We start from the raw sequence: 20027 nt of genomic DNA, 5'->3' as shown, positions 1-20027 counted from the left end.
AGAGCCGCCCAGCGTCGATGACGTTGGGTGGCTGGCGCGGGCGCGTATATGGGAATGGCCAAGCGTTATTTAGCCGCGGCGATCCGACGTGAAACAGTGGGGACTCGTTCATGTTCGCCCTCGGAGCCCATTCCTTCCATGTCCATCGCCCGCCCCCGGACCGCGTTGACGTTCATCGGCGCCGCCGCGCTGTCCTCCCTGCTGTTGCTGTCCGCGCCCGGCGCGGTTGCCGCTGAAGATGCGGTCTCTCCGCTGCGCGCCTATGTCGCTGCCAAGCGCGCGGCCATCCAGGCGCAGTCAGCGCAGCCTGCAGTCCCGACCACCATCCATGCCAAGGTGACTGCCGAGAGCCGCTCAGGGGTCAGGCGCCTGCGCATCGGGCCAACCGGCGAGTTCCAGTACATCAGCGACAGCGGCCGGGACTACGCCGGCTACAACCTGGGTGCCGGCTCCTGGGACTCGCTGGTCGGTACGCTCGCCAGCTCGGTGGCTGACGAGTACGTCGTGCAGGCGGCGGTGCAGGACATTCCGCTGGATGCTTTGGATGTGGTGTTCACCAGCATTCCCGAGCGCAAGAGCGCAAGCCTGGCCTATCCCAACAACCTCTCCTACGTCGTCTACATCGATTCGCCGGCAACCGATGCACAGCTGCAGGCGCTGAAGCGCGCGGTGCACGAGAATTCCTCGGCGATCGACCTAGTGACGCGACCACAGCAGGTCAGCCACGCCGACGTGGACTACGTCCACAGCTCTTCCACGCGCGATCCGAAGCTGCCCCCCGGCCTGCGCGATTTCATCACCGAGGAGAAGCGTCCGGCGGTACTCGCCCGGCAGGCGCCACGCGATCCGAAGGATGCACCGAGGGAACCCGAGACCCTGGTCGCCCGCGCCCACGTCGAACCCCACACCGGCCTGCGCCACGTTTTCCTGGGCAAGGATGGCTACCACCAGCAGCTGCATGACAGTGCGCCGGGGCTGCTTGGCTACGGCCTGGCACCCACGGTGGAGGAGCACCTGCTGGGCGTCACCGGCACCTGCCTGACCCACATCTTCGAAGTGCAGGCAGCCTCCCGCAACGTGTTGCTGGACTCGCTGGAGCTGACCGTTGATGGTCAACTGAGCCCGCGCTTCGGCAAGGGCGTCACCACGCCGGCACGCTACAGCGGCATCCGCTATCGCGTGCGCATCGAGTCGCCTGCATCGGCCCAGGAGATCGATGCCCTCCGGCAGTCGGTCGAGGCCACCTGCCCGCTCTACAACCTGGTCAAGGACGAGCAGAAGCTCGAAGGCCGCATCGTTCGCGGTCCCTACGCAGACGCCGCGCAGTAGCCGCAGGCGTTGCATGGGTTGACCTTGCGGTGGCGGTCTCCCCGGCCCACAGCGGCCCGGGAGACGCCCCTTCACTCCGGTTGTCAGCATCTCTCTGGGGATATTCGATGAAGCTCGTCCTGCGCTCGCATTCGAGCGTGCAACGCCCGTGGTACAACCTGCGCCCGCAGCGAGCGCGCCGCCGCCGCCTGGCCCTGGCGCTGTGCACCCTGCTTGCGCCCGCGGCAGAGGCCGCCGAGGAGAAGCAGGCCTCCGCCGCGCACGCGCATGAGGGCAATGCACGCCTGCTCGACAAGGTCTCCGTCCTCGGCTCGCAGATTGCCGGCGGTGGCGCCCAGGCAGCGCTGCCGGTGGTGGCGGTGGACCGCGAACAGATCGAATCGACCGGCGCCACCAACGGCAACGAGCTGTTCCGCAGCCTGCCGCAGTTTGGCGACGTCGCCGTCACCGAGAAAGGCACCACCAACGCCGGGCGCAATTCGAATGTCGCCCGTGGCGACGTCGGCTCCATCAACCTGCGCAACCTCGGCGCGAAGTACACACTGCTGCTGGTCAACGGCCGGCGCACCGTCCAGCACCCCATCAGCAACAGCGGCGACGATACGACCTACAACGCCAATGCCATCCCGACCTTCGGCCTGGAACGCATCAACCTGCTGCTTGACGGCGCAGCCTCCATCTACGGCTCCGACGCGGTGGCGGGCGTGGTCGACCTGGTGACGCCGGCCAACCTGCAGAACGGCGGCGGCGTCCGCCTGGACTACGGCAAGGTGTCCGACGGCCATCGTGAGGACGTCTCGCTGGATGGCTACCTGGGCAGCGACTTCGCCGATGGACGCGGCAACATCTCGCTGCTCTACGGATTTTCCACGCGGACGGCGCAGCGCAACTCCGACGCCTGGTTCACGGCGACCGATGGTCGTCGTCCGCTGGGAGATGGCACCAGCGTGCCCGACCCGAACGGCAGCACCGGCTTCAGCACGCGGACGCCGTGGGGCCACTTCGATACCTATGCCAATGGCAGGCGCACCGGCAGCTGGAGCATCGATCCTGCGACCGGCGCACTCGTCTCCGGTACGGTGCCGACCCGTTACCACTATGACTCGGCCGCCGAGCCGGGCATCACTTCGGCGCCGGCCATCCGCAAGGGCAATGTGTTCGCCAGCGGCCGGTTCGACATCAACGACTCGCTGCAGCTGTTCGGCGAGCTGGCCTATTACCGGGCCAGGTCCGAGTCGTGGGTGAGCAGTGAGTCCGGCTTCGGCGGCGAGGGCTTCCTGCTGCATATCCGTCCCGATGCCTACTGGGTTCCGGAAGCGCTGCGCGGTGCCGATGCGATCCGACTGCTGAACTATCAGTTCGCCGATTCGGGCATCCGCCGCGTCACGGTCGACAACGAGCAGTCGCGCGTCCTGCTGGGCGTGCGTGGCTGGACCGAAGGCGGCTGGAACTGGGAAAGCGCACTGCTGTACTCACGCGCGCGCAGCACCGATGTGCAGCAGGGCGGGCTCACCGATGCCTTCATCGAGGCGGTGAACCGCACCGATGCCAGTGCCTACAATCCGTTCAGCGGAGGTGATCCCGCCAGCATCCGGGTTGGCGATGCCACGCCCTATGACACGTCCTCGTTCATTGGCGAGGCGACGCGCGTAGGCACCAGCGAGCTGGCGTTGTGGGATTTCAAGATCGACCGCTCCGATCTGCTGACGTGGTATGCCGGCGACATCGGCGTGGCGGCGGGCGTGGAGTACCGTTACGAAAGCCGCAGCGATGACCGCGATGGGAACATCGATGGCAGCCATCCCTATACCGACTGGTACACCGGAACGGTGGCGCCCAGCAATTTCTTCACCCACAGCCCGCGGCCCGACGTGCATGGCAGCCGCAACGTCACCTCCGCGCTGGTCGAACTGGCCATCCCCCTGGTGTCCGCCGCGCAGGGCGTGCCGCTGGTGCAATCGCTGGACCTGCAGGTGGCTGCGCGCTGGGAGGACTACAGCGACGCCGGCAAAGTCGCCAAGCCGAAGCTGGCCGCTGCGTGGAAGGTCAATGACAGCCTGCTGCTGCGCGGCTCGGTCAGTGGCGGCTTCCGCGCGCCGGGCCTGGAACTGGTCAATTCACCGCCCACCTACGGGTTCGGCTTCAACAACGACGCCATCCGCTGCCATGCACTCATTGCCAAGGGTGCACAGCCGAACTACAGCGCCTGCCTCAACGCTTACAGCAGTGGTTCGGCGGTCAAGCCATCGGTCAGCTCGGTGACCTCCTACGGCGATGACGTCAAACCGGAAACGACGCGACAGTCTTCCTGGGGCGCAGTGTTCGAGCCACGCTTCCTGCCCGAACGCTTCGGCTCGATCAGCATGAGCGTGGACACGTGGCGGGTGAAGGTCGAGAACCCGATCAGCACCATGGGCGAGGAACTGCTCTACGACGCCTACCTGCGTGTCGTCGAAGGCACCAGCAACCCCAACGTCGTGCGTGCGCAGGCAACTGCAGAAGACATCGCCCTGTTCGCGGGCACCGGGCTTGAGCCGGCCGGCGTCGTCACCAACATCTACAACCGCTACCAGAACCGCAGTCCGCTGACGGCCTCCGGCATGGATTACAACTTCAACTGGCGGCTGCCGGACACCGCATGGGGGCGCTTCGCGCTGCTGGTCAGCGTCAGCCAGTTGAAGGAGTACACCCAGCAGAAGCCGGCCGAAGTGCAGGAGGTCGCCGCCGCGATCGCCAGCGGCGCGTTGAACATCATCGCGCCCGACCTTGGTGCGGCCAACGAAGTCGGCATCAACGGGGCAAAGCCGGAGTGGCGGGCCAGCGCCACCTTGATCTGGAACCTGAAGGACTGGACCGTGCGGCTGCGCGACGACTACATCGACAGTGTCAGGGCCGGCGCGTACGCCGATGGCCGGCCGTACGTGGTCGCCTCCACCCAGCGCTGGGCCTTGTCGGTGAAAAAGGAGTTCCACGCGGGGCTGCTGCAGGGCGCCGCCGTGGAAGTGGGAGCGCGCAACCTGTTCAACAAAGAGCCGCCCCTCAACGCCTCGGGCAATTACCTGAGCGCGCTGCACGAGACCTACGGGCGCTACATCCACCTCGGCATTTCAAAGAACTGGTGAACCGCATGAAGAGACTGCCCCTCGCGTTCCTGCTTGCGGCGACACTGGGCGTTACCGCGTGCAGCCCACGGCAACCCGTGGATGCACAGGCCGCTACCGGAACCCCCACAGCGTCGGCGTTCCAGGAAGAACACGCCGACTGGGTGCGCCGGCGCGCCGCTGACCTGGGCAAGCCGGATGGCTGGACCAGCCTCACCGGTCTGCACTGGCTGGAAGCCGGTACGCAACGCGTGGGGGGAAGCGAGGACAACGACATCCGGCTGGCCATTGCACCCGCTCGCCTGGGCCAGATCGAGCAGCGTGGCGACGCCGTGTTCTTCCAGCCTGCCGATGGCGTGGCCGTTACCACGGAAGGCACACCGGTGCTGGGCAGCACTCGCCTGGCGCCGGAGGGCCCTGGCGGTGGCACCACGCTCACCTATGACGACGGCAAGGGAAAAATCAGTGTGATCCGCCGTGGCCAACGCCTTGCGCTGCGGGTCCGGCATGCCGATGCACCGGCTCGCCAGGCCTTTTCCGGTCTTGATTTCTTCCCTGCAGACGAAGGCTGGCGGCTGCAGGCGCGCTTCGTGCCACACCCTGCCGGCAGGACGCTGCCCATCGCCAGTGTCATCGGCGAGGTCACCGACACGCCCAATCCTGGATACGTCGTCTTTGAAAAAGAGGGTCGACAGTGGAGGCTGGAAGCATTGGGCGATCCGGCCAAAGGACTGAACCTGATGTTCCAGGATCAGACGACGGGCCGGCAGACCTATGGTGTCGGTCGCTACCTGCGCACCGATGCGGTCGCCGCGGATGGTTCGGTCGCGCTCGATTTCAATCGCGCCTACAACCCACCGTGCGCGTACACCGAATTCGCGACGTGCCCACTGCCGCCGCCGGAGAACCGGCTCGCGCAGCAGGATGCAGACCACACGCTCGTTCGGCTGGCAGTGCTTTCTGGCGAACGGAAATATTCCGCGTCCCACGATTGATCGGCAACTGCCGTTCCGCACCAATCACGCGCAACGAAAAACGCCCGCAAATCGAAGATCTGCGGGCGCTTTCTTGTATCTGGCGGAGCGAGAGGGATTCGAACCCTCGATAGAGCTTTTGACCCTATACTCCCTTAGCAGGGGAGCCCCTTCAGCCACTCGGGCATCGCTCCGGGGTTTTCTCCGCGTCTGGTGCGGTGCACCTCAGCGGGGCGTGAATCATAACGTTAATCAGACGCGAAGGTAAAGCTTTTATTCGCCGGAATTTTCACTTCCGGTGCTGCCGGCTTCGTCACCACGCTGGATGCGCTGGTAGATCTCTTCGCGATGCACAGCAACGTCCTTCGGCGCGGTGATACCGATGCGCACCTGGTTGCCCTTGACGCCGAGCACGGTGACGCTCACCGAGTCTCCGATCATCAGGGTTTCGCCGACGCGGCGAGTCAAGATCAACATTTTAGTAAGTCTCCATGGAACCGTGTGGAAGGGTATCCCCCACCGGCTTGACGCTCCGTCAAGAAGCGTCCCCACGACAAAGGGAAAAGATTTCGCAATGGTACCGTCAGCCGTCCCGCTCCTACAAGGAGGGGGACGGCAGGGGTTCACATCACAGGCGGGGGCTGACCCATTCGACAACCGCGGCCAGAGCGGTAGCAAGGGCGGGCCCGTCCTCGCCACCACCCTGGGCGAGGTCCGGGCGTCCGCCGCCCTTGCCCCCGATCTGACTGGCGATATGGGACAACAGTTCCCCGGCCTTGACCTTGCCCATTGCACTGCCGTTCACGCCCGCGACCAGCGCGGCCTTGCCGTCCTGGGTGCCGGCCAGCACGATCACGGCGTTGCCCAGCTGCTGCTTCAGGCGGTCCATGGCATCACGCAGGGCCTTGGCGTCAAAGCCTTCCAGGCGGGCGGCCAGCACCTTCACACCGGCAACCTCGACGGCCTGGCCGGAGAGATCGGCGGTAGCGCCGGCGGCGACCTTGGCCTTCACGGCCTCCAGCTCACGCTCCAGCTGCTTCTGGCGCAGGCCCAGGGCGCGGATCTTCTCGACCACGTCGGCGGCGCTGCCACCCAGCAGTTCGGCTGCTTCGGCCAGGCGGGCCTCTTCGGCCGCCACATAATCCAGGGCGCCCTGGCCGGTGACCGCCTCGATGCGACGCACGCCGGCCGAGACACCGCCTTCGGAAGTGATCTTGAACAGACCGATGTCGCCGGTGCGGCTGACGTGGGTACCGCCACACAGTTCGGTGGAGTAGTCACCCATCTTCAGCACGCGCACGTTCTCGCCGTACTTCTCGCCGAACAGGGCCATCGCGCCGAAGTCCAGCGCTTCCTGCATGCCCATGTTGTGCACTTCGGCGGCGTTGTTGGCGCGCACCTGCTGGTTGACCTTGCGCTCGATCACGGCCAGTTCTTCGGCGCTGATCGACTGGAAGTGCGAGAAGTCGAAACGCAGGCGGTCCGGTGCGACCAGCGAACCCTTCTGCTGCACGTGGGTGCCGAGCACTTCGCGCAGGGCGGCATGCAGCAGGTGGGTGGCCGAGTGGTTGAGGATGGTAGCGCCGCGGCGCTCGCCATCGACCTGGCCGGACAGCACGTCGCCGACCTTCAGGCCGCCTTCGGACAAAGTGCCGACGTGGCCATGGAACTGGCCCGCGAACTTCTGGGTGTCGCTGACCACCAGGCGCACGCCGTTGCCCGCCAGTACGCCGGTATCACCGACCTGGCCGCCGGATTCGGCGTAGAACGGGGTCTGGTTGGTGATGACGATCACGGCGTCGCCGACCTCGGCCGACTGCACCGGACGGCCGTCCTTCAGCAGGGCCAGCACGGTCAGGCCATCGGCCTGCAGGCGGTCGTAGCCCAGGAACAGAGTCGGGGTCAGAGTGGCCACCAGCTCGGCCGGCAGGGTCACGCCGCCACCGAACTTGCCGGCCGCACGCGCGGTCTCGCGCTGCTGCTCCATCGCCGCATCGAAGCCGTCGGTATCAACGGTCAGCTCGCGCTCGCGGGCGATGTCCTGGGTCAGGTCCAGCGGGAAGCCGTAGGTGTCGTACAGGCGGAACGCGTCGACGCCGGGGATCACGCCATTGCTGGCCTTGGCTGCAACGTCTTCGAAGATCTTCATGCCGGCGTCGAGGGTTTCAGCGAAACGCTCTTCCTCGGCCTGCAGCGCACGGACCACGGTGTCGGCCTGGGCCGGCAGTTCCGGGTAGGCCTCGCCCATCAGCTCGACCAGGGTCGGCACCAGCTTGCTGAAGAACGGCTGGCGCACGCCCAGCATCCAGCCGTGGCGCAGGGCGCGGCGGATGATACGGCGCAGCACGTAGCCGCGGCCTTCGTTGGACGGCAGCACGCCATCGACGATCAGGAACGAGCAGGCACGGATATGGTCGGCGATCACGCGCAGCGACTTGTTCTCCAGGTCGGCCATGCCGGTCAGCTCGGACGCCTTGCGGATCAGCGCCTGGAACAGGTCGATCTCGTAGTTGGTGTGCACGTGCTGCAGGATCGCCGCCAGGCGCTCCAGGCCCATGCCGGTGTCCACGCACGGTGCCGGCAGCGGCACCAGGGTGCCGTCGGTCTGGCGGTCGAACTGCATGAACACCAGGTTCCAGATCTCGATGAAGCGGTCACCGTCTTCATCCGGCGAACCCGGGGGGCCGCCGGCGATGTGGTCGCCGTGGTCGTAGAAGATCTCGGTGCACGGGCCGCAGGGGCCGGTGTCGGCCATCTGCCAGAAGTTGTCCGAGGCGTACGGGGCGCCCTTGTTGTCGCCGATGCGCACAATGCGCTCTTCCGGGATGCCGACCATGTCGCGCCACAGCGCGTAGGCCTCGTCATCGGTCTGGTAGACGGTGACCAGCAGGCGCTCGGCCGGCAGCTTCCAGACCTGGGTCAGTAGTTCCCATGCCCAGGCGATGGCGTCCTTCTTGAAGTAATCACCGAAGGACCAGTTGCCCAGCATTTCGAAGAAGGTGTGGTGACGGGCGGTATAGCCGACCTGGTCGAGATCGTTGTGCTTGCCACCGGCGCGCAGGCAGCGCTGGACGTCGGCCGCGCGCACGTAGCTGCGCTTTTCCGCGCCCAGGAACACGTCCTTGAACTGGACCATGCCGGAGTTGGTGAACAGCAGGGTCGGATCATTGCCCGGCACCAGCGGCGCCGACGGCACGATGGTGTGGCCTTTGCCCTTGAAGAACTCAAGGAAATCGCTACGGATCTGGGAAGTCGTGAATTTGGCGGGTGCGTTCATTGAGGGGGCTGGCAGTGTGCGGGCCGGCAGCCCCGAACCGCCGGCCGCACTGGCCAGGGTCGTAACGGACCGCCGAAAACCTAAAGGGTATCAGGCCCGGCGCCGCCAGTCTCAGTCATCCGGGTCGAAGCGGGTCGCGCGGCGGATGGTGTCCCCGTCAAAGCCCCGCCGGGCCAGCAGATCGGCGGCCTTGCGCCGCTGTGGCAGGTCCTGCGGGCCGTCCTCGCCGAAGCGGCGGCGGACCAGATCGCGGGCGTTCTCCTGCCAGTCGCCTTCGTAGGTGTCCATGGCAGCGGCAATGGCGGCACCGTCCAGCCCGTGAGTGCCGAGCTCGGCACGGACGTGGATGGGCCCATAGCCGGTGTTGGCACGCATCCGGACGAGATTCTCCGCAAAGCGCGTGTCGTCCTGCCAGCCGGCCTCGGTCAGCTTGGCCACGGCGGCCTCGGCCGCCTCGCCCTCGATGCCTCGGGCGGTCAGCTTTCGGGTCAGCTCCTTGCGCGAATGCTCACGCCGCACCAGCAGGCCCAGGGCTCGCTGTACGGGGGTCTGTTCGCGCGGCCGGCGCTTGCGGCCGGTGGGGGCGTCGGCATCGGACATTGCTTACTCCAAGGGTGGCGCCGTCCCTGGCACCCTGCCCGTCCGTGGGCGGTTCGAACCTGCGGGACAGGGCGACGTCACTGACGGCGCCGCCCTGCCCCACAGCAAGTCTTACTCGTCGTCGCCGTCGTCGTCGCCTTCCTCGCGGGCGGCTTCGGACGGCTGGAACTTCTCGCGCAGCTCGGCTTCGAGCTTGGCGGCAACGGTCGGGTTGTCGCGCAGGTAACCGCGGGCGTTGTCCTTGCCCTGGCCGATGCGCTCTTCACCGTAGCTGTACCAGGCACCGGCCTTCTCGACCAGCTTGGCTTCCACGCCCATGTCGATCAGTTCGCCTTCGCGGCTGATGCCTTCGCCGTACAGGATCTCGGTGATGACCTGCTTGAACGGGGGCGCCAGCTTGTTCTTGACGACCTTGATCTTGGTCTGGTTGCCGATGATCTCGTCGCCCTTCTTGATCGCGCCGATACGGCGGATGTCCAGGCGCACCGAGGCGTAGAACTTCAGCGCGTTGCCGCCGGTGGTCACTTCCGGGCTCTGGCCCGGCATCATCACGCCGATCTTCATGCGCAGCTGGTTGATGAAGACCACCAGGGTGTTGGAGCGCTTGATGTTGCCGGTCAGCTTGCGCAGGGCCTGGCTCATCAGGCGGGCCTGCAGGCCCGGCAGCTGGTCACCCATCTCGCCTTCGATTTCGGCCTTGGGGGTCAGCGCGGCGACCGAGTCGACCACCAGGATGTCCACCGAACCCGAACGCACGAGCATGTCGGCGATTTCCAGCGCCTGCTCACCGGTATCCGGCTGCGACAGCAGCAGGTCGTCCACGTTCACGCCCAGCTTGGCGGCGTAGATCGGGTCCAGCGCGTGCTCGGCGTCGATGAAGGCAGCGGTGCCGCCCATCTTCTGGCATTCGGCGATGGCCTGCAGGGTCAGGGTGGTCTTGCCCGACGACTCCGGACCGTAGATTTCAACGACACGACCCTTCGGCAGGCCACCGATGCCCAGTGCGATGTCGAGCATCAGCGAGCCGGTCGGGATGGCTTCGACGGGTTCGACCACGCGGTCGCCCATGCGCATCACCGAGCCCTTGCCGAACTGCTTTTCGATCTGGCCCAGAGCAGCAGCCAATGCGCGCTTTTTGTTCTCGTCCATCGTGTTGCTCCTAGCAGAGGTCATGTCGTTGGGGGTGCTGTCTTTGGGGGTCTTCTTTGCCATGGGTTCACTTTAAGTCGGATGTATCGCACAGGCTGAGATTCTGCCCGGCGCTCAGAAAAGAATTATCGGACATCCGTACCAACCTCAGTGGAACCAGAGAATCGCCACAAAAGACCGCGGGGTATTGCTGGTGGAACAGGACTGCTGCCAGGGGCTCAGCGGTTGGGCCGCAGCAGGCCGCAGTACAGGCCTTCGATCGCGAAATCCTGGTCGGGCAGAACCTCGATCGGCTTGTAGTCGGGGTTGCGCGGCAACAGGCGGATCCGGTCCTTGGCGATCTTCAGCAGCTTGACGGTGATCTCGTCGTCGATGCGGGCCACCACGATCTGCCCGGAGTGGGCGTCGCGGGTGCGGTGCACGCCAATCAGGTCACCGTCGAAGATGCCCTCGTCGATCATCGAATCGCCCTGCACCTTCAGCAGGTAATCCGGGGCCGGCGAGAAGAACACCCGGTCCAGCACCACGAAGTCGTCCGATCCGATGTCGGCGCCGATCGGCAGGCCGGCGGCGACACGGCCCAGCACCGGTAGGCGCAGGACGCTGTCGGGCAGGCCCGGCTCGGCCAGCTTCTCGATCGGCGGCGCCTGCACCAGGCGGATGCCGCGGGCCTGGCCGGGGATGCGACGGATCGCACCGGCCTGCTCGAGGGCCTCCAGGTGGTACTGGGCCGCGCGCACGCCCTTGAAGCCGAAGGCGCGGGCGATTTCAGTCTGCGACGGCGGTGCGCCTTCGCTCTCGATACGCTCGGCGATCAACTGCAGGATCGCCTGCTGGGTGTCGGTCAGGTCCATGGTTAGTAGTATTACTACTAACTGATGGGTGTGCAAGTGCCTGGGGCGGGTTCTGTAGTGCCGAGCCGATGCTCGGCAGATGGGGGATGCGCGAGCGCAGAGGAAAGAGCAGCCGACCAGCGGTCGGCTCTACAGGAATCGCGCAGCGATTCCGCGGTTCCCGGTGGGAACCGCTGCGGTAAGCACGTTACGCGTGCTTACCGCTTCTCCATATCGAGAACAGGATCCACACGCCGCAGAAGCCGGCGCCGACGAAGCCGCAGACGCCCAGCGCCAGCAGCCAACGACTGGAGACGCCGCCGACGCTGTGCATGACGATGGATGAGCCGATGATCAGCGCGGCGGTGACGATGCCCATCACCAGGCGGTTGGCGGCGCGGTTCACCTGGTCGCCGAAGCCCTGCAGCGCGCTGGTTTCCACCTTCAGCTGCAGGCGTCCGCGGCGCGCGGCCTGGACCAGTTTGCGCAGGTCGCGCGGCAGTTCGCCTGCGAAGTCGATCATGCCCAGCAGGCTGCGCCGGCCGCGCTTGAGCAGCGCACGCGGTGCGTAGCGCTGCAGCACCACCCGCTCCAGGAACGGGCGCGCGGCGCTGGCCATGTCGAAATCCGGGTCCAGCTGGCGGCCCATGCCCTCCAGGGTCAGGAACGCCTTGATCATCAGCGCCAGGTCGGCCGGCAAGGTCAGGCTGTAGCTGCGCAGCAGCTGGGTGATGTCGCCCAGCATCAGGCCGATGCGCAGGTCCTTCAGCGGGACGCCGCGGTACTGGTCGACGAACTGGCTGATGTCGTGCTGCAGCCGGTTCTCATCAACCTCAACGCCACCGGCCCAGTCCAGCAGCACGTCGGCCACGCCCTGCGGGTCCTGTTCGACCAGACCATGCAGCAGCTGTGCGACCTGGAAGCGGCGCACTTCGGACAGCGCGCCGACCATGCCGAAATCGATCACGCCGATGCGGCCGTCGCGCAGGTAGATGATGTTGCCGGGGTGCGGATCGGCGTGGAAGCTGCCGTCCTCCAGCACCATCTTGAGCACGATGTCGGCACCGCGCCGGGCCAGCTCACGGCGGTCCAGCCCGGCCGCATCCACGCCGGCCAGATCGCGACCGGGAATGCCGTCGACGAAATCCTGGACATTCAGGCTCTCGCAGGTCCACTGCCAGTGCACTTCGGGAATCAGGATGTCGTCGCGCCCTTGGAAATTACGGCTGATGCGCTCGGCGTTGCGGCATTCGGCGGCGAAATCCAGCTCACGTCGCAGTGATACGGTGAACTGCTGGACCACTTCGGCCGGGCGGTAACGGCGCAGGTCGGGCAGCCGCGCCTCGACGATCTCGGCCAGCCGCGCGAGCAGGCGCAGGTCGGCTTCCACCACGTCGCGGATGCCGGGGCGGCGCACTTTCAGCACCACCTCGCGGCCGTCATGCAGCCGCGCGCGATGGGCCTGCGCCAGCGAAGCGGCGGCCATCGGGGTTTCATCGAGGAAGGCGAACACCTGCGATGGCGATGCACCGAGGTCGGCTTCCAGCTGCTCGCGGATGGCCGCGTACGGCAGCGCCGGCACCGCGTTCTGCAGTTCGGACAGCTCGGAAATCCATTCCGGCGGCAGCAGGTCGACGCGGGTGGCCAGCACCTGGCCCAGCTTGACGAAGGTCGGGCCGAGATCCTGCAGGGCACTGCGCACGCGCACCGGTGCGGTCATGCGCAGCATCTGCTGGCTTTCCTCGTTCCAGTGCAGCAGGCGGCCCGCGCGCTCAAGCACGGTGGCCAGGCCGATGCGCCGGACCAGGTCGCCGAAGCCGTAGCGGATCAGGACGGCCGCGATTTCCTGCAGCCGGCCCAGGTCACGGACGGTACCCAGCGTCTCCCACATCGATGCCTACTCCGGTTCCATACCGGGCCAGCATGTCACAGCTGGGCGTCGATGCCGTGCAATGCCGCTGCCACGGTCTGCCGCCGTATGGCTTCGCGGTCGCCGTCGAACTGGAACAGCTCGGCGCGGGCATAGCCGCCGCGGCGCTTCCAGCCGATCCAGACGCTGCCCACCGGCTTGTCCGGGCTGCCGCCGCCGGGCCCGGCGATGCCGGTCACCGCCACCGCGATCCCTGCACCGGAATTGATCAGCGCGCCGGACACCATTTCCAGCACGGCCTCGCGGCTGACCGCGCCGAACTGTTCCAGGGTCTGCGCGCGCACGCCCAGCAGGCGCTGCTTGGCTTCATAGCTGTAGACCACCATGCCGCAGTCGAAGAACGCCGAGGAGCCGGCGATATCGGTCATGCACTTGGCGATCCAGCCACCGCTGCAGCTTTCGGCGGTGACCAGTTGCAGCGCGGCCTGCTGCAGGCGCTGCCCAAGCGCGGCGGCCTGGGCATGGAGATCGGCGTCGGAGGGGAAGGACATCGGCATGGATCGAGGTAGCAACGGTCATCTTGTACCGCAGATCGGCAGCGCTGTCCTCCCCTTCCCCTCAGTGGTCATGGTGCAGGTAACGGGCCTGGCGCGGCAGGCGCAGGCTGACCAGGAAGGCCACCACCATCATCACCGTGACGTACCAGAAGAACAGCTGCTCATGGCCCAGGCTCTTCAGGCCCAGCGCGGCGTACTCGGCGCTGCCGCCGAAGATCGCGTTGCCGATGGCATAGGCCAGGCCGACGCCGAGCGCGCGCACCTGCGGCGGGAACATCTCCGCCTTCACGATGCCGGAGATGGAGGTGTAGAAGCTGACGATGGCCAGCGCCAGCACGATCAAGCCGAACGCTGCCCACGGGCTGCTGACGTGCTGCAGGGTGATCAGGATCGGCACGGTGGTGAGCGCGCCCAGCGCACCGAACAGCATCATGCTGGTGCGGCGGCCGATGCGGTCGGACAGCATGCCGAACAGCGGCTGCATGCACATGTAGAGGAACAGCGCGCCGGTCATCACGTAGCTGGCGGTCTTGATCGGCAGGTGCACCGTGTTGACCAGGAACTTCTGCATGTAGGTGGTGAAGGTGTAGAAGATCAGCGAGCCGCCGGCGGTATAGCCGAGCACGGTGAAGAACGCGGCCTTGTGGTCACGGAACAGCGCCGACAGGCTGCCGGCATCCTTGTCATCGCGGTCGGCCTCGCTCTGCGTTTCGTGCAGGGTGCGGCGCAGCAGCAACGCGACCACGGCGGCGACGGCGCCGAGTACGAACGGGATGCGCCAGCCCCAGGTGCGGATCTCCGCCTCGCTGAGCAGCGCTTCCATGATGACGATGACCAGCACCGCCAGCAGCTGGCCGCCGATGAGGGTGACGTACTGGAAAGACGAGAAGAAGCCGCGCTGGCCACGCAGGGCGACCTCGCTCATGTAGGTGGCGGTGGTGCCGTACTCGCCGCCGACCGACAGGCCCTGGATCAGGCGCGCCACCAGCAGCAGGACCGGTGCCATCGCGCCGATGGTGGCGTAGGTCGGCAGGCAGGCGACCATCAGCGAGCCGCCGCACATCATGCTGACCGAGATCAGCAGCGATTTCTTGCGACCGAGGCGATCAGCGATGCGGCCGAACAGCCAGCCGCCGATGGGCCGCATCAGGAAGCCGGCGGCGAACACGCCGGCCGTGTTGAGCAGCTGCACGGTCGGGTTGGAGGCGGGGAAGAACGCGCCGGCGAAGTAGATGGCGCAGAAGGCGTAGACGTAGAAGTCGAACCATTCCACCAGGTTGCCGGACGAGGCCGACATGATGGCGAACACGCGGTGGCGTTTCTCCGCCGCGGTGTACTGGGGGAGTGCGTCGGGGCTGACGTGGGACATGGAAGGGACTCCGGGGTGCCGTGGGGGCAGACCTTCGGATCATCCGCCCGGCGGGCGTGAGGGGGTGTGCACTATCGGGCGGCTGGAGTGCGGTAATCGGCCGGGAGTGCGATATGGAGTGTTCCAGCAGGGCTTGCATCCCTGCACCTGCTGCAATCAACGTCAACGGCAACGTCAAATGCTGCTATCCGTGGGATGGCGGGGCACTGTGGGTTTGCGGGGACGCCGTGAACCCGTCCATGGGGGCTTGGTCGCCGCATCCATGCGGCTCACACCCCGCAAACCCACAGTGCCCCGCCTTCGACAGGTTCACGCGGCTGTTGGTGCCAGGCGCTGTTGGTAGGTGCCGACCGTTGGTCGGCACGGGGTCAGATCCCTTTGCGCAGCAAAGGGCTGTGACCCCACCCGTTGTGGTTTACCACTCCGGCAGTTTTTCCGGTAGCAGGGCGCGGATCGGGCCGCCGTCGGAGCTGGCGGCCAGCTTCTCGGCTTCGGCGATCGGGATGTCCACCTGCAGCAGCCAGCCGTCTTCGTCGGCCGCTTCGCTGCGGATCACTTCCAGCTGGTGCAGGCGCGCGCGCAGGCGTCCGGCGCTGGGCAGCAGGCGCAGTTCGCCGCTGACGTGCTGCAGGCCCAGGCGCTTGCCCAGCACGCTCTGCAGCAGTTCCAGACCTTCGCCGTCACGGGCGGAGATCCAGACCCGCTCGCGGCGCGAGGGATCGGGGATGCCGTCCTGGCCGTCGTGGCGTACTTCGGCACCCTCGATGCGGTCGATCTTGTTGAACACCAGCAGCTGCGGCAGGTCACCGGCACCGACGGCGGTCAGGACTTCGTCGACCTGGGCGATGCGCTCCTCGCGGTGCGGATCGGCGGCGTCGACCAGGTGCAGCAGGAAGTCGGCCTCGCGCGCTTCGGACAGGGTCGAGCGGAACGCGGCGACCAGGTCATGCGGCAGGTCGCGCACGAAGCCCACGGTATCGGCCAGCACCACGCTGCCGCCGGGCACGGCGATGCGGCGCACCGTCGGGTCCAGGGTGGCGAACAGCTGGTCGGCGGCGTAAGCCTCGGCACCGGTCAGCGCATTGAACAGGGTCGACTTGCCGGCATTGGTATAGCCAACCAGGGCCACGCGCGGCAGCTCGCTGCGCAGGCGTGCGCGGCGCATCTGGGTGCGCTGCGTTTCAACCTTTTCCAGCCGCTTCTGCAGCTGCTCCACCCGCTTCTGCAGCAGGCGGCGGTCGGTTTCCAGCTGGGTTTCACCCGGGCCGCGCAGGCCGATCGAACCGCCGCGCTGACGCTCAAGGTGGGTCCAGCCGCGCACCAGCCGCGTGGCCAGGTGGCGCAGCTGCGCCAGCTCGACCTGCAGCTTGCCTTCGTGGCTGTGCGCACGCTGGGCGAAGATGTCCAGGATCAGGCCGGTACGGTCGATCACCCGGCGCTCCAGGAACCGTTCCAGGTTGCGTTCCTGGCCCGGGCTCAGCGAATGGTTGACCAGGATCAGGTCCGCGCCGGTTGCGTCAGCCGCAGCCTTGATCTCGTCCAGCTTGCCGCTGCCGATCAGGGTCGACGGGTTGGGACGGTCCAGGCGCGCGGTGATGGTGGCGGCGATGCTGGCCCCTGCCGAGCGGGCCAGATCACCGAACTCTTCCAGCACGTCTTCTTCCAGCTTGCCGAAATGGGGCTGGATCAACAGGGCGTTTTCGCCCTTTTTCGAGCGGTCAAACATTCACCGCTCCGGAATTACTCGTCTGCTTCATCACCCGCCTGACCATCATTTTCACCTGACTGCACGTAGCCACCACCCGGCCCGACCTTTACGTTGCGCGCCGGCACCACGGTGGAAATGGCGTGCTTGTAGACCATCTGGCTGACGGTGTTGCGCAGCAGGACAACGAACTGATCGAACGATTCGATCGTGCCCTGCAGCTTGATGCCGTTGACCAGGTACACCGAAACCGGCACGCGTTCGCGCCGCAGTGCGTTCAAGAAAGGATCCTGCAGCGATTGCCCCTTGGACATTGCTAACTCCTGATTATTGTTCTTATTGGGTTGCCGGCGGATGCCGCGGCCCCCGAGCCGCCCGCCGACCCACGATGGTACACGGCCAGCGGCGGTTCAGCGTGCGACGAAGGTCGACACCGCGCCGGACAGGCGCTCATGGTCGATATGGGGGTCGAACCAGCGGGCATCAAGCTCGCCACGCAGCCAGGTCAGCTGGCGCTTGGCCAGCTGCCGGGTGGCGAAAATGGCCTTGTCACGGAAGCGGGCGGCGTCGACCTGCCCGTCCAGGAATTCCCAGGCCTGGCGGTAGCCGACCGCGCGCACCGCCGGCAGGTCCAGCGGCGCGGGCACGGCCGCCATCTGCGGCAGGGCCCGCAGGGCGCGCACCTCGTCCAGGAAGCCCTGCCCCAGCATGGCGTCGAAGCGGGCCTCGATGCGCTGGTGCAGCACCGCCCGGTCGCGCGGGGCCAGGATCAGTTTCAGGGTCCGCACCGGCAACGGCGCCACACCAGGGCGGCGCTGCCATTCAGTGATCGGGGTGCCGGTCAGCCGGTAGACCTCCAGCGCCCGCTGGATGCGCTGCGGGTCGGTGGCGTGGATGCGTGCGGCGGCGGCCGGGTCGACCTGCGCCAGTTCCGCATGCAGGGCGGCCCAACCGCGTTCGGCGGCCTCGGCACTGAGCATCTCGCGCATTGCCGGGTCGGCCTCGGGCATCGGCGAGAGTCCCTGCAGCAGGGCACGGAAATACAGCCCGGTGCCGCCAGCCAGGATCGGAGTCTTGCCGCGGGCGACGATGTCGGCCACCACCCGGCCGGCATCGGCGGCGAACTCGGCCGCCGAATAGGTCTGCCAGGGATCACGCAGATCCAGCAGGTGATGCGGTGCCTGCGCACGCTCGGCGGCGTCGGGCTTGGCCGAGCCGATGTCCAGGCCGCGGTAGACCAGCGCCGAATCGACGCTGACGATCTCGCCGTCCAACTCCTGGGCCAGGCGGATCGCCGTGGCGGTCTTGCCACTGGCGGTCGGGCCCATCACCGCGATCGCCAGCGGACGCTGGTCGACAGCCATCAGTCTTCGTCCGGCCAGCGGATCGACGGAGCAGCATCGACGCGGGGCACCGCGTCCACGGCCTCCCAGATCTTCAGGGCATCGACCGTGGCGGCCACGTCATGCACACGCACGATACGGGCGCCGCGCTGCACGGCAATCAGGTGCGCCGCCACCGACGCGGCCACGCGTTCGGTCGCCACCTCGCGGCCGGTCAGCTCACCCAGGCTGCGCTTGCGCGACAGGCCGGCCAGCATCGGCACGCCCAGCTCGAGGAAGCGTTCGGAACGGGCCAGCAGGATCATGTTGTGGGCGGTGGTCTTGCCGAAGCCGAAGCCGAGGTCGATCAGCAGGTTCTTCTTGGCGATACCGGCCATTTCGGCAGCGAACAGGCGCTGCACGAGGAAACCGTGGACCTCGGCCACCACGTCGTCGTAATGCGGGTCGGCCTGCATGTGGCCAGGTTCGCCCTGCATGTGCATCAGCACCACCGGCACCCCGGTATCGGCGGCCGCGTCCAGCGCGCCTTCCTGACGCAGGCCGAAGATGTCGTTGATCATGCCGGCGCCGGCCGCCACGGCCGCGCGCATCACCTCCGGCTTGAAGGTGTCGATGCTGATCGGCACGGTGGTGCGCGCAGCGAGCTGTTCGATCACCGGCAGCACGCGCTGCAGCTCTTCTTCCACCGACACCGGCGCGGCGCCCGGGCGGGTGGATTCGCCGCCGATATCGAGCAGGTCGGCGCCCTCCTCCACCAGCTTCAGGCCATGGGCCACGGCGGCGTCGGTGCTGTCGTGCGCGCCACCATCGGAGAACGAATCCGGGGTGACGTTGACGATGCCCATGACCCGGGCACGGTCCAGGCGCAGGATGCGGCCGGCGCAGTCGAGCTGAGGGGAGATATCGAACATGGGCAATCCTGCGGGCAACAGCGGCTAGTTTAAGTCCGCAGGACTACGCGCTGCACGGCGGGTGTGTGCCGGTCCGTTGCCGGCACATCCCCCTGAAGCGGCGGTCCGTCCCGGTCAGAGGTCGCCCAGACGCGCGTTGTCTACCGGGGCAGCCAGCCAGCCCGCCAGGTCTTCGCCGATCGCGTTTACGGTGCGGTCGAGCACCGTGCAGGACCCCTTGAATCCAGCGAACGCACCGCCGCGGGAGATCCGCCGCGCCGTGACCGTCGCGACCTGATGGCCGTCCTCGAACAGCACACCACGCACCGCAGCCGACTTGAAATGCCCGGCAAAGGCATTCCCTGCGCTCTGCGCCTCGACCAGCTCAAGCTTCAACGAGCGGCCGCTGCCGCTCTCGGCCCCTACCGGCCCGGACACGATGGTGTTGCCGTGGCGGCTGGCGTTGGAAGCCAACGACTGCGCCAGCGTGGCGCCGATGCTGCATTCGCTCTTGATGGCCTCGGCGATGATCGCCGATTCACTGAAAGGTACCGGCTGCACGACACGGATTTCAGCGGCGGCGGCGGCGGGCAGAACAAACGTCGCCAGCCCTGCCAGGGCAAGCGGAAGCAGCAGTTTCATGGTGATCCCCTGTAAACCCGGCCTTCCCCTATGGCGGCCGTGGTGGCGCATCCTGACCCGCAGCAGCGGCAAGACGCAAGGCCCGCCCCATCCACGCACGGCGTGGATCTACCGTGTCGACCAAGGTCGACACCTACCAAGAGCCGTGCCGACCAACGGTCGGCACCCACCAACAGCCGTATCGACCAACGGTCGGCACCCACCAACAGCCGTATCGACCAACGGTCGACACCTACCAACAGCCGTGCCGACCAACGGTCGGCACCCACCAACAGCCGCGTGAACCTCTCGAAGGTGGGGCGGTGTCGGATTGCGGGGTGTCCGCCGCATGGATGCGGCGGCCAAGCCTACAGGGACGTACTTGCGGCGTCCCCGCAATCCGACACCG

General features: G+C 67.0%; 16 protein-coding genes and 1 tRNA gene. 3 read left to right on the top strand and 14 right to left on the bottom strand.

Annotation, left to right across the window (positions count from 1 at the left end; translation table 11 throughout):
- The first annotated feature begins 138 nt into the window (after positions 1-138).
- From IAE56_RS09370 to IAE56_RS09360, 3 genes are all read left to right on the top strand, one after another.
- Positions 139-1329, top strand: a complete 1191-nt coding sequence (locus IAE56_RS09370; RefSeq protein ID WP_200752355.1) for an OsmC family protein — start codon at positions 139-141, stop codon at positions 1327-1329.
- A gap of 107 nt (positions 1330-1436) precedes the next feature.
- A complete protein-coding gene (locus IAE56_RS09365) occupies positions 1437-4451 on the top strand; it encodes a TonB-dependent receptor (RefSeq protein ID WP_200752354.1) in 3015 nt (1004 codons plus the stop codon).
- Between the two features lie 5 nt (positions 4452-4456).
- Positions 4457-5425, top strand: a complete 969-nt coding sequence (locus IAE56_RS09360; protein ID WP_200752353.1) for a DUF1684 domain-containing protein — start codon at positions 4457-4459, stop codon at positions 5423-5425.
- Between the two features lie 80 nt (positions 5426-5505).
- On the opposite strand, the gene IAE56_RS09355 is transcribed toward IAE56_RS09360, so the two are convergent.
- From IAE56_RS09355 to IAE56_RS09290, 14 genes are all read right to left on the bottom strand, one after another.
- Positions 5506-5598 (bottom strand) — tRNA-Ser (locus IAE56_RS09355).
- Positions 5599-5677: 79 nt separating this feature from the next.
- A complete protein-coding gene (gene csrA, locus IAE56_RS09350) occupies positions 5678-5881 on the bottom strand; it encodes a carbon storage regulator CsrA (protein WP_079221459.1) in 204 nt (67 codons plus the stop codon).
- A gap of 151 nt (positions 5882-6032) precedes the next feature.
- The gene (gene alaS / locus IAE56_RS09345; RefSeq protein ID WP_200752352.1) at positions 6033-8681 is read right to left on the bottom strand and encodes an alanine--tRNA ligase; all 2649 of its coding nucleotides are present in this window, start codon (positions 8679-8681) and stop codon (positions 6033-6035) included.
- A gap of 111 nt (positions 8682-8792) precedes the next feature.
- Positions 8793-9281, bottom strand: coding sequence for a recombination regulator RecX (gene recX / locus IAE56_RS09340; protein ID WP_200752351.1), 489 nt, complete (start codon positions 9279-9281; stop codon positions 8793-8795).
- 111 nt (positions 9282-9392) lie between these two features.
- The gene (gene recA / locus IAE56_RS09335; protein ID WP_108768480.1) at positions 9393-10430 is read right to left on the bottom strand and encodes a recombinase RecA; all 1038 of its coding nucleotides are present in this window, start codon (positions 10428-10430) and stop codon (positions 9393-9395) included.
- A gap of 218 nt (positions 10431-10648) precedes the next feature.
- On the bottom strand, positions 10649-11284 hold the full coding sequence (gene lexA, locus IAE56_RS09330; RefSeq protein ID WP_079221455.1) for a transcriptional repressor LexA: 636 nt from the start codon (positions 11282-11284) through the stop codon (positions 10649-10651).
- A 187-nt stretch (positions 11285-11471) separates the two neighbouring features.
- Positions 11472-13154, bottom strand: coding sequence for a 2-polyprenylphenol 6-hydroxylase (gene ubiB / locus IAE56_RS09325; protein WP_200752350.1), 1683 nt, complete (start codon positions 13152-13154; stop codon positions 11472-11474).
- Positions 13155-13189: 35 nt separating this feature from the next.
- Positions 13190-13690: a CinA family protein gene (locus IAE56_RS09320; protein WP_174213499.1), complete on the bottom strand. Its 501-nt coding sequence runs from the start codon at positions 13688-13690 to the stop codon at positions 13190-13192.
- Positions 13691-13751: 61 nt separating this feature from the next.
- Positions 13752-15059, bottom strand: a complete 1308-nt coding sequence (locus tag IAE56_RS09315; RefSeq protein WP_200752349.1) for an MFS family transporter — start codon at positions 15057-15059, stop codon at positions 13752-13754.
- Positions 15060-15474: 415 nt separating this feature from the next.
- On the bottom strand, positions 15475-16785 hold the full coding sequence (hflX, locus tag IAE56_RS09310) for a ribosome rescue GTPase HflX (protein ID WP_200752348.1): 1311 nt from the start codon (positions 16783-16785) through the stop codon (positions 15475-15477).
- Positions 16786-16799: 14 nt separating this feature from the next.
- A complete protein-coding gene (gene hfq / locus IAE56_RS09305) occupies positions 16800-17078 on the bottom strand; it encodes an RNA chaperone Hfq (protein ID WP_116865406.1) in 279 nt (92 codons plus the stop codon).
- 96 nt (positions 17079-17174) lie between these two features.
- Positions 17175-18128 carry a tRNA (adenosine(37)-N6)-dimethylallyltransferase MiaA gene (gene miaA / locus IAE56_RS09300; protein WP_200752347.1) on the bottom strand — a complete coding sequence of 318 codons (954 nt, stop codon included), beginning with the start codon at positions 18126-18128 and terminating at the stop codon, positions 17175-17177.
- The gene (gene folP / locus IAE56_RS09295; RefSeq protein ID WP_200752346.1) at positions 18128-19018 is read right to left on the bottom strand and encodes a dihydropteroate synthase; all 891 of its coding nucleotides are present in this window, start codon (positions 19016-19018) and stop codon (positions 18128-18130) included. The genes miaA and folP overlap by 1 nt, the downstream gene beginning before the upstream one ends.
- Before the next feature lie 114 nt (positions 19019-19132).
- A complete protein-coding gene (locus tag IAE56_RS09290) occupies positions 19133-19639 on the bottom strand; it encodes a hypothetical protein (RefSeq protein WP_200752345.1) in 507 nt (168 codons plus the stop codon).
- Between the last annotated feature and the right edge of the window lie 388 nt (positions 19640-20027).

This window comes from Stenotrophomonas sp. S41 (assembly GCF_016624625.1).
In the GTDB taxonomy this organism is placed as follows: domain Bacteria; phylum Pseudomonadota; class Gammaproteobacteria; order Xanthomonadales; family Xanthomonadaceae; genus Stenotrophomonas.
The sequence above is the reverse complement of the archived record's forward strand: the minus strand, read 5'-3'. Positions and strand labels throughout refer to the sequence as shown.